The following is a 13467-nucleotide window of genomic DNA, read 5'->3' as shown; positions in this document are numbered from 1 at the left end:
GATAAATGAGGACCTCCAGGTAGGTATAAAATTTACTGCGGCATTGCGCGCTACGAGTTTTGCCGGTTGAAAGTTCCAGGCAGTCATTTTGGCTGAATGAAGCATGCCTGTAATTTTAGTCAAAGTAATTTTTTTTTCAAGCAGGGGGGATTCTTAATCGCAACAGGTGTCGGAAAGCACAGTAAAATAGAAGGTGGTGCCCCGGCCACGACTTTCGGCCCAGATATGGCCGCCGTGCGCCTCAACAATGTGTTTGGCAATGGCTAGGCCCAGGCCGGTGCCGGATTTTTTGGCGTTGCGGGCCGGGTCAACCTTGTAGAAGCGTTCAAAAATGCGGGGGAGGTCGTCGGGGGCAAGGCCAATGCCAGTATCGGCGATGCTCACCGTCACCCAATTTCTCTCTTCTATTTCGTCCGGGGTAGATGGGGTTGCGCCGTTGGGCAATTTGGCCGAGATAGTTACGCTGCCGGTGTCGGTAAATTTTATGGCATTGTGGAGTAGATTGGTAAGAACACGCCCAATCAGGGTTTCATCAACAAGCACCCCTACATCCCCACCAATTTCCATATTTAAGGCAATATGCTTTCGTTCAGCCTGGGGAGTTAATGTTTCTACCTGAGCCTGGACAATATCTCGCAAGGAGTGGGTGGACATTTTGAGCGGCATTTGCCCAGACTCAATCAAAGAGAGGTCTAATAATTCTTGCGCCAGTTGGCTTAAGGTATCAATTTGAGCGGCAATTTTATTGACCAACTTGAGCGCCATCTCTTTATCTTCCAGGGCGCCGTTGAGCAGAGTTTCTATCAGCAAACGAGTAGAGGCCAGGGGAGTGCGCAGCTCGTGGGAAATGTTGGCCACAAATTCGCGCCGCGCCCGGCTGAGGCGTTGTAGCTCCGTGACATCGTGAATAGCCAGGGCTACGGCCACAATATCCTTATTGTGTTTGATGGAGCGAGCATTGGCTTCCAGGTAACGGTCGTGCAAGCTAAAATAGATTGGCGGCATTTTTTTGCCTTGCAGAACCTGGCTGACCAATTCTTGCAACTGGTGCTGGCGGGTCCAGGCCATGAGGGTGGTCGCTTTATCCGGTCTGCCAAACATCTGTTTGGCCATTTTATTGGCGCTGGAAATGGCGTAATCTTTTTCAACTATCACCAGGGCCTGGGTAGAGGCGGCCAGCAATTTTTTGCGACGATTATTGACTTCAGCCAACTCTGTCCGCAGGAAAGAGAGTTTACTGCGCAGCCGCGCCGTTTGCATTTGCTCTCGTCGCAATTGCGTTTTCAGATGGCGGCAGGCAAACGCCATCACTATCAGCAGAATCAGCAGCACGGTAGATATTGACCAACTAATAACCATCACTCATCCTCCACAAGCTACCCCTTTTGCCCAAATTAGCCATTTTCGCTTGAATGTTTTTATCCGTATTGTCTATTCTAATCGTAGAGGCGGCAAGAATCAAATTGAATTTTAATCCGCACTCTGGCCAGACATAGCCAAGTATACTTTCCAACTTGCCGGAATCTCTCCTGAAACCACTAAATAATTCACCCGGGGCATTTTTGGCTCCCACCGCAGTTTCATGTTAGCCTCGTGCGGCGTGCGGTTGCCTTTACGCTGGTTACAGACCGGGCAGGCGCAAATGGTATTGCCCCATGTATTTTTGCCTCCCCGGCTTACCGGAATAATGTGGTCAATGGTGAAGCTATATTTGGTGAGTGTTTGCCCACGTTGGTGATTCCCTGGTTGAAGGCCGCAGTAAGCGCAGGTATATTTATCTCGCCGGAGAACAGCCCGGCGACTCCAGCACACCCCTCGTTGGGGCACATTAATGTAACGTCGCAACCGGATAACGGTGGGGATACGCAACTTAGCAGAAACGCTCTGCACTTCGATGGACTCTGCGCAGGCCGCCTCCACGCGCCCCCTTAGAATAAGGGATGCCGCTCGCTTTTGGGTAATAACTGCAAGCGGCTCAAAACTCATGTTGAGTAGTAAAATATGCCCCACAGAGTCTCAACCCATCCAGTTATTTGCCGATTTTTTCTAACAGAGCCTAAAAATCCACCCCTGATAATACAACACCACCATTAAGCTCAAGTAATTACAAAGTTAAGGCCATTTTAAGATAGTGTTAAAAAAACTTAATGGAGGCCATCTTTGATGGGGCCAATCAAAAAAGGCTGGCAACCCGGCCAACCTTTTAAAGACACCCCCTGACTTCGGGCTTGAATTAGAAAAACAGGGCGATTTCGGCATATATCTGATTGATAGTGGAGGGATCGCCTTTGAATTGTTTGCCGCCCGTAAGTTCAGCAATTTGCCTGAGAATATCCGTGTTGGCATCGTTGCCATAGGCAATGGTGAACAGCTTGATGGCATGACCACCTTCCCCCCCGGCGTTGCCCATGGCCGCCATCACCTCGGCCAAAGCATGCGTAGAGGCAGTGTCTTCACCATCGGACAGGATCACCACGGCTCGAATATGCTTGGGGGCGCCATTGGTTTGCAGGTCATTATAGGCTATCAAGGCCGCATCATAAAGGCGGGTGTCGCCTTGCTCAATAATGGCCGATACGCGCCGGGTCAGGTCTTCACGTTTATCGGCCAAGGGGGAAAGCGGCGTTAAGTTGTTGACCTCGCTGCTGAACGTGATCACCTGCACCCGGTCACGATTATCTAAAAGGTTGATGAATTGAGCCAGGCTATTCCGGGCAGCCGTGATTTTTTCGCCCGACATACTGCCCGACGTATCTATGACCAACACCAGATCAACCGGCTTTTTGACCTGCCGCCAGAGAGTTTGCACGTTACGAATAACTTCTGCCGCAGGCACCTCCAGCACCGTTTGGGGTTGGTTGGGGTCAACGCCGCGCCGGGCGTCAAGGGGAGCCGTCAGGGGAATAGAGGGGTCAGCCGGACGAAACCCGTACTGCATGGCTCGCTGCTGCTGGGCATTAGCCAATAGAAAAGTTTCAAAATCTTTGGCCGCGGTTTTTTGTTCTTCGCTAACCCAGGGCACGTTAAGAATAGCGTAGGGATGGTTGGCCCAGAAAGTGCCTTCTTTGGGATAAATTGCCACCACCGGCAGTTGGGCGCTTTCTCCCTGCAACCGTTTATTTTCCTGGGCCACGATCAAGTTTTCGTATAACACAGCCGCGCTCAGATACGACGGGCCTCGCTCAAACATGCGTTGGCCAAAAAAACCCGTGCTGGTGCCGTAGTGGATGATACTGCTTTCAACCTGGGCCATAAAATCCCGTAGGGCAGGGTCGCCCAAATCCTCTGTGGTAAGGTCGCGTTGTTTACCCGCGCCAGCGTAAGCTTCGGCCAAAACTGCCACCAGGCCGCTGTTGCTAAAGCCCGGATGGGTATGGCCAAATTTAAACTGTCCCCACTCCGGGTAACCATAAGTTGTCCAACCTTCCTCAGAAACGGCCAATTCGGCAATATCAGTCCAGCCAATCGGCTCTTTGGGCCAGCCCAAAGCCTCGGCCATAGGCTGCCACATAGCAATGACCACCGGGCTGAGCACCAAATCATTAGGATTTCCTTCAATCAGCTCACTGGCATGTTTGTTGCGCCATTCCTCGGCCCCCACCGGCAAATACACCGATGAGGCCGGGCTCCAAACCGTGGGTTGAATTTGTTGGGCAATAATGGCCTCCATTGACTCAATTGAACCCATGGGCGTGGCTTCAATCACAATGGTTGAGCCTTGTTCGGTTTTATGTTGGGCGTTGTTGTACTCTTGCACCAACGGCTCCAGCCATTCCTGTTTTTCTGAGCCGTAAACAATGCTCACGGTTACGGTTTGGCCGCCCAAACCCAACCGGGGGCCGGCGCCTCCACAGCCGGGGAGCAAAATAAATGTCAATACCAGTAAAATCAGGCCGGTAAATTTTTTATGCGCCATCTTAACACCTCTCTTTACATCTATCTTTGCCCGCTCCGCTGCCAAACCTCCAGGAGCGTGTTTAACACATTGCCCGGCGGTATCTCAACTTCCGGCGGCAGGTCGGTTTTAAGGCCATTGGCCGCATATTGCATAAAGGGGCTGCCCGGCTGGTCAAGGGGAATCGTGGGGTCTGCCGGACGGAAACCATGCTGGAGCGCCTTTTCCTGAACAGGCCGGCTCAACAGATAATCCACAAATACCTGGGCGGCTTCAGCTTTTTCAGACGTAACCCAAGCGGCATTTAACGCGCAAAAAGGGTGGTCGCTGAGCACCGTGGCCGGGGGATAATAAATTTTCAACTCGCCGTAGCGTCCAACGGCGTTGCCGGCTTGTTCAATAGCCGTGGCTTCATAAACGGCCACCAGATCATATTTGCTTGGGCCATAAACAACTATATCCTTCATATAGGTGCCGGTGCTGCTGCCAAAATCTAAAATGGTATTTTCTATCTCCGCAAACCATTGGCGATAGGCTTCATTGGCCAGCAAATCATCCGCGGTCAGGCCGTTGGTTTTACCAAAATATCCATACGTCATCAACAAAATGGTCATCAAGCCGCTATTGGATTTTAAGGGATCGGTATGGCTAAATTTGATATACCCCCACTCCGGGTGTCCATAACTTTTCCAACCGGCCGGGTCTACCACGGCATCGTGCAAACGATGCCACATGTTGCCGTTGGGGTTATCCCCCCACAGCACATCGGCCCGTTCACGCCAGGCCACCAAAACCAGGGGCGTTTTCACCACCGAACGGCAGGCGGCAGGGTCTGCGGCGTTCACCATGGGCGTGCCAAATTTGGCGGTGGAGAGGTCTTGCAAGAGAGCAATTTGCAAGGAACTGGCCGGGCTGATCAAATCGGGCTGCTTTTCCCCGTCAAGAACAGCCAGGTACATTTCGCGGGAGCCTAGCTGCTCCAACTTAATTTCAATGGGCCGTCCTCTCGCCTGCCCCTCAAAATTGTTAATCACTTCCTTCAGCCAAGCCTCTTTTTCGGTAGAATACAACACCGACACTTCAATGGGATTGGTATCCAACAAAAGATACCTCAACCCCACCATGCCAATCACAACCACAATGGCCAGAACAATAATAACCAGAAAAAGGGTTTTACTTGGTTTCATGGGCAAACCTGTACGGCTAACTGCAACACTTCGTAGATTCAGTAGATCCAAAATTTGGGCTGGCAGTCCACACTTCAGTGCGCTTTTTTAGGCATTAAAATGCCCACTCCAAACAACATTTTGGATCTACTGGGATTCGTTTCGAGCAACAATGTCGGTTTTTTCGTTCCCACCCAAACTTAGTTTAGGAACGAGAAAACCTGAAACACACTTGTACCAAGTTTAACAAAAAAGGGGGTGACCCATGGCCATTCCCCTTTGGGCATTGCTCATCATCGGTGCAAGTGTTTCCGGGCCGGTTGATGTTTCAGCACCACAGAAAAGCAACCCTAATGCCCGGCGCTCATCTCTTCCATCTCGCCGGTCACGGTAAAGACCACTCTTTCACAGATATTGACCACCCGGTCGGCGGTGCGTTCCAGGTTATGGGCCACCCACAGTAAAAAGGTGGCCTGATCAATAACGGTCGGATTGGCCATAATCATGGTCAGCAACTCCCGGTAAACTTGGTTATAAAGGGAGTCTACCTCATCATCCTCTTTGGGAATTAATTTAGCCAATTCTACGTTTCGTTTGACAAAGGCTTCTAAGGAACGATGAAGCATATCTCGCGCTTTTTCCGCCATCCGGGGAATATCTACCAACGGCTTAATTAAGGGCGCTTCGCCAATCATCAGGTTGATGTTGGCAATGCCCTTGGCATAATCGCCAATGCGTTCCAGTTCGGTAGCAACTTCCAGCACGGCGGCCAGGATCCGCAAGTCGCCGGCCATAGGCTGCTGGGTGGCAATCAGGGTCAGGGTTTCGTGTTCAATTTCAAAACGCCTTTCATTGATCCGCCGATCCGCCTCTATCAACTGCCGCGAGCCGTCCAGGTCTCGTTTTTTGAGCAACGAAACAGACTCTATCAGGGCATCTTCAACCATACTGCCCAAAACCAAAATATCATCCTGCAATTTTTGCAAATCTCTATCAAACGTTTGTCTTAACATCTGCTTAACCTCCCTTGATTAATCAGAGTAATTTAATGCAATTCAAGTTAATATAGCGTACTTCCAGAGTTGGAGCAACTCCATTAAGAATCAATTTAACACACATTACCGCTCAAAAGTTTTCGGCCAGGTAGGTCAACACTGTTTTACCAATATCATCCCGCACCCGTTGAAATACGGCCAGGCGTTCAATCTCGCTGCCTCCAGCCTGGGCCGGGTCGGGAAAACCCAAATGAACAACGCGGCTTGAGCCTAACCAGATGGGGCAGTTTTCGGCGGCAGCGTCGCAAACGGTCACCACCAGGTCAAGGGGAGTGTCTTTAAATTCATCCACTGCTTTGGAGTGATTATCAGAAATATCAATCCCCAACTCCAACATCACCTCTACCGCCATTGGGTGCACATATCCCACCGGTTCCGTACCCGCCGAATAAGCCTGCCACTGCTCATGCAGAAAGTGATTGACCAACCCCTCGGCCATTTGGCTGCGGCACGAGTTGCCGGTGCAGAGAAATAGTACCTGCTTTTTTTTCATTTGCCCTCTAGCGCCTTGCTCAATTTTTAACCAAACCGGCCGGTAATATAATCTTCGGTCCGTTTGTCGGTGGGATTGGTAAATAACTGTTGCGTTACCCCGTACTCAACCATTGTTCCGGCCCGATCTTCTCGATCCATCAAAAAGTAGGCTGTATAATCAGAGGCTCGCGCCGCTTGTTGCATGTTGTGGGTAACAATGATAATGGTATAACTTTCCACCAATTCCCGCATCAGGTCTTCAATCTTGAGGGTAGCAATGGGGTCCAAAGCCGAGCAGGGTTCGTCCATCAAGATGATTTCCGGTTTGGTGGCAATGGCCCGGGCAATGCACAAGCGCTGCTGCTGCCCACCCGACAGGCTGAGGCCGCTCTCGTTCAGCTTATCCTTTACTTCATCCCACAACGCAGCCTGGCGGAGCGAGTGTTCCACCAATTCATCCATGTTACCCTTAAAACCATTAACCTTTGCGCCCCAGGCTACGTTGTCGTAAATGCTCTTGGGGAAGGGGTTGGGTTTTTGAAAGACCATGCCAATGCGGCGGCGCACTTCCACGGGGTCAACATCCGCATCGTAGAGATTTTTGCCATGAAACAGCACCTGGCCTTCTACATACGCGCCGGGCACCAGGTCGTTCATCCGGTTAAGGGCGCGCAGCATCGTGCTTTTGCCACAGCCCGACGGCCCGATAAAGGCCGTGATCTTTTTCCGTTCAATCTTCAAACTTGTATCTTTAACAGCCCGAAATTTGCCGTAATAACAATGCACGTCTTTTAATTCAAGGGCGTATTTGCCGTTTCTGCTTTGGCCATTGTGGGTCATATTAACCTCCTGCTGTAACGGTTACGCAGTAGCACTGCGGATGCATTAAGGGTTAAAAGTAAAATCAAAAGAATGATGATGGCTGCGGCCGCAATATTGCGGAATTCATCCTGCGGGCGAGCCGTCCACTGGTAAATTTGAATGGGCAAAACCGTAAATTTGGAAAAAGGCCCGGTTGGGTCAACCGTGATAAAGGTAGACGCGCCAATCACCACCAGCGGCGCGGTTTCGCCAATGGCCCGCGATACGGCCAGGATATTGCCGGTGAGAATGCCGGGAATGGCATTGGGCAACACATGATGCCAAATGGTTTGCCACTTGGTGGCGCCCAGGCCCATCCCCGCCTGGCGCAGGGACTGGGGCACCGCCCGAATGGCCTCCTGGGCATTGATGATGATCAGCGGCAAAATGAGCAAGGCCAGGGTCAAACTGGCCGAGAGAATGGTCCGGCCATTGGCCGTGGTGGGATCGGCCAGGCCCAACATGGCGCCGCTGGTTAAGGGTTCCAAGGCCCGCACAAAAATGGCCAGACCCAACATCCCGTAAATAATTGAGGGCACGCCGGCCAGGTTGTTGATATTGGTTTGGATAATGGCGTTGACCCGCCGCAAGAGGGGGTTGCCGACCCCCGCCGCATACTCTTCTAAATAAATGGCGCCGCCTACGCCAATGGGTAAAGCAATGAGAATGGTGATAAAAATAACCCAAAGCGAGCCAAAAATGGCGGTACGGATACCGGCCAATTCAGGCGTGCTGGATTGGGGCGCAACTAAAAAGTCCCAATGAAGCCAACTGCGGAATTGAAGCTCGCCCTGGGGCACAGTTTCGGCAAAGGCTATAATTTCATCTTTGTGAAAAATTGACTCCGACAACTTCCAGCTTTTCACAATACGCTGTTCAACCACCCGCTCAACCACCAAATCGTAAACTTCATCCCGCGACCTTTCGGAAAAAGGCTTGTCAGTCTCCAACCGGCGCATCAAGCCTGTAGAAAGGTTGGCCTCTAAAATGGCTACCAAGGTGTCTTTGGGTAAATCCGGCAAACCTTCTACAAAAACTGACTCGGCAAAAAAGTCAAGCGTGCCGCTATCTGCTCCCGGAATGTAGCGTTCAATGGGTGTATCGGGCCAGGCCGGGTTGACATCGGACCAGTTATTGGCCACGGTGAAAATTGAGCGGAGTTCATCCGCCGTCACATTCTGCAAAAAATCGTTCTTTTGGCTTACCACAATGGCCAAGGCATCGGTGCCAACCCGAAACTCAAGCGGCTCTCGCCGGGCCTTCCGGCAAGCCTCAAACTCAGCTCGTTTAATGGGACGGCTGGCATTGGCAATATCAATACCGTCAGGAACGCAGAAAAACGTAAAACCTGCCCCTGTACCCACGCTCTCAATACTGATGGGGCCGGCAAAACCTGCCCGGCGGAAATTTTTGGCTATCTCGCGCGTCAGCGGATAAACGGTTGAACTGCCGGCAATGGCCAGGCCAGCCTCCTGATCATAGTTTGAGGGGTCTACTGCCGGTAAAAGGTAAGGTGATTCTGCGGTTTTTTCATTGGCGGTTGCCTGTAGCCACAGTTCTCTGGATTGAGCCAATGTTTCCCCGGAAACCGGAAAATAACCTACGTTGGCCACAACCTCATTCACGTGGGTCAAATAATAATTTATAAAACCGGCCACTTGAGGTTTTGACCGGATAACGTCGGCTGCGCTGTAGATATAGAGGGGACGCGACCCCAAATATTCGCCGCTCTCGGCAGTTTGAGCATTCGGTTCTACCCCCTCAACAGACAAAGCTCTTAGCTTATCCGCATTATCTTGGTAATAGGCATAGCCAAAAAAGCCAATGGCAGAGGGATTGTTCTCAATACCCTGCGCCAATTCATTATCGTCTTCGCTTGAGAACGTGTTGGGGGCGGTCAACAACCGCTCTTTTTCTACCCCTAAAACCAGGGCCGCGGGATCAATTTTGTTTTGCACCACCACATACCCAAAAGAGCCGTTGATGATATTGTAAAGCAAGGCAGTAAGGGCGATAATGGCCACAACAGTTGAAGCCATAAAGATGGTGCGCCAGATTACGCCCCACCGATTACGAGTTTTAATAAACGATTCTAGCTTATCACCCTCGGGGTAACCCTGCCGAAGAGATGATGTTTTTTGGCTCATTCGTATTCCTCCCGGAAATATTGCACTACGTAACGGCTGATCACGTTGAGCACCAAGGTTATCACAAACAACATCAGGCCAATGGCAAACAGGCTGTTGTAGTCAATGGAGTCGTAGCTCAAGTCGCCGCCGCTGATGCGCACAATATGGCCGGTCATGGTTTCGGCGGCCTCAAAGGGGTTCATGGTAAAGTTGGGGCCGGCGCCGGCGGCAATAGCCACCACCATTGTTTCGCCAATGGCCCGCGACATGGCCACAATAAAAGCCGCCGCCACGCCCGATATGCCCGCCGGTAAAACCACCTTGAGGGCTGTTTCTAACTTGGTGGCGCCCAACCCGTAAGCGGCCTCGCGCAGGCCATGCGGCACAGCGTGCAAGGCGTCTTCGCTCATTGAGCTGACCAACGGCAATACCAAAATGCCAATCACTATCCCCGCCGAAGCGGTGTTATAGATTTGCACCACCTCGTCGCCAAAAATAGAGCGCAACACGGGGGTCATTAAGGTGAGAGCAAAGTAGCCATACACCACGGTGGGAATACCGGCCAGCACTTCCAGAATCGGTTTGATGATGCCCCGCGCCCGGGACGAGGCATACTCGCTCAAATAAATAGCCACGGCCAAACCCAAAGGCAGGGCCACCAGCATGGCAATCAATGAAACCATCAACGTGGCGTTGAGCAAGGCCCAAATACCAAATTTACCAATGGCCGGTTGCCAAACGGCACCGGTGAAAAACTCCACCAGGCTCACCTCATCGCTGCCAAAAAAAAGCAGGGCCTCTTTGGCCAGAACGTATACAATCCCCACCGTGGTTAAAATTGAAATAGCGCCACATAAAAACAAAAAAGCCTCAATGAGCGTTTCCGCAAACCGGGGATGCTTACGCAACTCCGATTTTTGGGCTAACGTTTCAGGTATAGCTGTACTCACTTCAACTGCCATTTAGTAACCTCCCTTAAGGTTACACCTTTGAAATGCTATCAAGATTTACCTAAAGTAAGGAAAGGGAAGGGGTAAATACCACCCCTTCCCATGTTAGCGTTCGCAATCGCTTTGCTGACTTCAATTCCTACTGAAGCGCAGCCAGCAGTTTGGCTTTGGCTTCACCCAACGCCGCATCACTGGCGGGGAAGTAGCCCACGTCCAGAATTTCATCATTGACGTTGGCCAGATAGAAGTTGATGAACGCGCCCACTTGTGGCTTCTCTTGAATGATGTCGGCCGTGGAGTAGATGAACAGCGGTCGCGCCAGCGGATAACTGCCGTCTTCCGCACTCTCTGCCATCGGGGGCGCCCCCTCCAGCGAAATCGCATTCAAGGTGTCCTGGTTCTCGTTATAGTAGGCATAGCCAAAAAAGCCAATGGCATACGGGCTGCCCTGAATGCCCTGCACCAGCACGTTGTCGTCTTCACTCAACTGCAAGTTGCCGGCGCTCAAGATCGGCTCTTCATTCTCCTCAAAGATTTCCTCGACAAAAAAGTCAAACGTGCCGCTGTCTGTGCCCGGAATGAACCGTTGAATCGGCTCCGCCGGCCAATCGCTACGCACATCGGCCCACGTCTCCGCCGTGCTGAAGATCAGGGCCAACTCTTCCAGAGTGACATCCGTCACAAAATCATTGTCTGTACTCACCGAGACCGCAATGGCATCCGTACCCACGCGGAACTCAAGCGGCTCACGCCCAATCGCCCGGCAACTCTCTACTTCACTGTCCTTGATCGCCCGCGAGGCATTACTGATGTCACTTTCACCGGCCACGCAGAACCGTTCAAACCCGGCCCCGCTGCCAATGCTGTCAATGGTAATGTTCCCGGCATATCCTTCATCCTGGAACCGTTCCGCCATGCGTTCACTCAAGGGAAATACGGTCGAGCTACCCGCACTGATGATGTCGCCGGTTACGGCCAGGGGATCAACTTCGGGCAACCCAGACATGGCTTCTCCGGCTGTTGCGGCAGGTTTTTCGGCCATAGTACCGGCGGCGCCCATCGCCTCAAGCCAATTTTGCTTTGATTCATCCAGGGCAACGCCACTGAGTGGAAAGTAGCCTACATCCACAATCTCGTCATTTACGTTAGTCAGCACAAAGTTAAGAAAAGCGGCCACCTGCGGCTTTTCAGCCAAAATCGCCGGATCGGAGTACATAAACAGAGGGCGCGATAGATGATAGCTGCCATCTTCGGCGCTTTGAGCCGTTGGGGCTACACCGGCAATGGAGATGGGTTGGAGGACATCTTGATTTTCATTGTAGTAGGCATAACCAAAGAAACCAATGGCATACGGACTGCCCTGGATGCCCTGGACCAATACGTTATCGTCTTCACTCAACTGCAAGTTGCTGGCGCCCAAGATTTCTTCTTTACCCGTATCACCATACACGGCTTCCATTACTTCTTCGGTGAAAAAGTCAAACGTGCCACTGTCTGTGCCTGGAATGAAGCGTTGAATCGGCTCCGCCGGCCAATCGGCGCGCACATCGGCCCACGTTTCTGCTTCTGCCGAGAAAATTTTGGCCAATTCCTCAACCGTCACCTCGTTCACAAAATCATTGTCCTGGCTTACGGTTACGGCAATGGCGTCAATGCCAATGCGGAAGGGAATGGGAGTGCGGCCAATTGCTTTACAGTTCTCTATTTCGGCATCCTTGATTGGGCGAGAGGCATTGCTGATGTCACTCTCACCGGCGGTGCAGAAGCGCTCAAAACCGGCCCCACTGCCAATACTGTCAATGGTAATGTTCCCGGCGTAACCTTCGTCCTGAAAACGCTCGGCCATACGCTCCGCCAAGGGGAACACGGTTGAGCTACCCGCACTGATGATGTCGCCACTTACCGCTAACGGATCAACTTCAGGCAGGGCCACCATACTGGCCGCCGGGGCTTCTGAGGACGCAGCCTCTTTGGCCGATTCTTCGGCTTTTGGCTGTTCTTCAACCTGGGTTTCTTCTTGTTGCGCCGGCTCTTCAGCTTGAGCCGGTTCTTCGGTTTGAGGGGCCTCAGTAGGCTGCGCTGGGGCCGGCGTTGCGGCGTTGCCACAAGCAACCACCATACTGAACATGAGTAACAAACTAATCAGAATAAAAATAGGTTTTGACTTAAAGTTGTCCTGCATAATTAGATTTCTCCTCCAAAACTGATTTGATTGATATTTACCAAAATCATTTTCAACTTTTAGATTTGATTTTTCCCTGAAGGGGATCAATTTCAAGGTGAGCTCACAGGAGGATAAGATACCATTGGCAATTAAAGGCGCAGTTAAATACGCTTTAAGGATATTTTAAGAGTAAGTTAAAGATTTTTAACAATTTACCGGCTCAACCACCCTTATTGGACAAAAAAGAGGACGCCCGCCACCGGACGTCCTCTTAAAAGAAAAGGAGTTTGATGAGAGGTTCCCTTGAATCTTCCACTCAAAAGCCGGCGTTTTTAACCAAACCGGCCGGTGATATATTCTTCGGTCAGTTTTTCTTGGGGCTTGGTGAAAATTCTATCAGTAGGCCCATACTCTACCAGATAACCGGCGCGGTCCTCGTTCATGTTAAAGAACGCGGCATAATCCGAGGCGCGGGCCGCCTGCTGCATGTTGTGGGTGACAATCACAATGGTGTAATATTCTTTTAAGGTTTGGATCAAATCCTCAATGCGCAGGGTGGCAATAGGGTCCAGGGCCGAGGCCGGCTCATCCATTAAAATAACTTCCGGCTCCACAGCCAGGGCGCGGGCAATACAAAGCCGCTGCTGCTGGCCGCCGGACAAAGATAGGCCGGATTTATCCAGGTCGTCTTTCACCTCGTCCCACAAGGCCGCCGCCTGCAAACTGCGCTCAACAACCTCGGCCAATTTTTTCTTGTCTCTCATGCCATGGGC

Annotated in this window: 11 protein-coding genes; all 11 read right to left on the bottom strand. The window is 51.5% G+C overall.

Going from position 1 to position 13467, the window contains the following annotated elements; all coding sequences use genetic code 11:
• Positions 1-153 precede the first annotated feature (153 nt).
• Positions 154-1359, bottom strand: a complete 1206-nt coding sequence (locus tag JW953_20265; GenBank protein ID MBN1995041.1) for a PAS domain-containing sensor histidine kinase — start codon at positions 1357-1359, stop codon at positions 154-156.
• A 111-nt stretch (positions 1360-1470) separates the two neighbouring features.
• The gene (locus tag JW953_20260; protein ID MBN1995040.1) at positions 1471-2010 is read right to left on the bottom strand and encodes an HNH endonuclease; all 540 of its coding nucleotides are present in this window, start codon (positions 2008-2010) and stop codon (positions 1471-1473) included.
• A 223-nt stretch (positions 2011-2233) separates the two neighbouring features.
• The gene (locus tag JW953_20255; protein ID MBN1995039.1) at positions 2234-3916 is read right to left on the bottom strand and encodes a VWA domain-containing protein; all 1683 of its coding nucleotides are present in this window, start codon (positions 3914-3916) and stop codon (positions 2234-2236) included.
• Between the two features lie 20 nt (positions 3917-3936).
• Positions 3937-5082, bottom strand: a complete 1146-nt coding sequence (locus tag JW953_20250) for a substrate-binding domain-containing protein (protein ID MBN1995038.1) — start codon at positions 5080-5082, stop codon at positions 3937-3939.
• Between the two features lie 329 nt (positions 5083-5411).
• A complete protein-coding gene (gene phoU, locus JW953_20245; GenBank protein ID MBN1995037.1) occupies positions 5412-6074 on the bottom strand; it encodes a phosphate signaling complex protein PhoU in 663 nt (220 codons plus the stop codon).
• A gap of 112 nt (positions 6075-6186) precedes the next feature.
• Positions 6187-6609: an arsenate reductase ArsC gene (locus JW953_20240; protein MBN1995036.1), complete on the bottom strand. Its 423-nt coding sequence runs from the start codon at positions 6607-6609 to the stop codon at positions 6187-6189.
• A gap of 26 nt (positions 6610-6635) precedes the next feature.
• Positions 6636-7430: a phosphate ABC transporter ATP-binding protein gene (pstB, locus tag JW953_20235; GenBank protein MBN1995035.1), complete on the bottom strand. Its 795-nt coding sequence runs from the start codon at positions 7428-7430 to the stop codon at positions 6636-6638.
• The gene (gene pstA, locus JW953_20230) at positions 7427-9598 is read right to left on the bottom strand and encodes a phosphate ABC transporter permease PstA (GenBank protein MBN1995034.1); all 2172 of its coding nucleotides are present in this window, start codon (positions 9596-9598) and stop codon (positions 7427-7429) included. Before pstA ends, pstB begins: the two co-directional genes overlap by 4 nt.
• A complete protein-coding gene (gene pstC / locus JW953_20225) occupies positions 9595-10542 on the bottom strand; it encodes a phosphate ABC transporter permease subunit PstC (protein ID MBN1995033.1) in 948 nt (315 codons plus the stop codon). The genes pstA and pstC overlap by 4 nt, the downstream gene beginning before the upstream one ends.
• A gap of 127 nt (positions 10543-10669) precedes the next feature.
• Complete coding sequence (locus JW953_20220) at positions 10670-12712, bottom strand: PstS family phosphate ABC transporter substrate-binding protein (protein ID MBN1995032.1); 2043 nt, start codon at positions 12710-12712, stop codon at positions 10670-10672.
• Positions 12713-13026: 314 nt separating this feature from the next.
• The coding region (locus JW953_20215; GenBank protein MBN1995031.1) for an ATP-binding cassette domain-containing protein at positions 13027-13467 on the bottom strand (441 nt) is incomplete at its 5' end.

It is taken from the genome of Anaerolineae bacterium (genome assembly GCA_016931895.1).
GTDB lineage: Bacteria > Chloroflexota > Anaerolineae > 4572-78 > J111 > JAFGNV01.
Note: the sequence above shows the minus strand (reverse complement) of the source record. Positions and strands in the feature narration are given on the sequence as shown.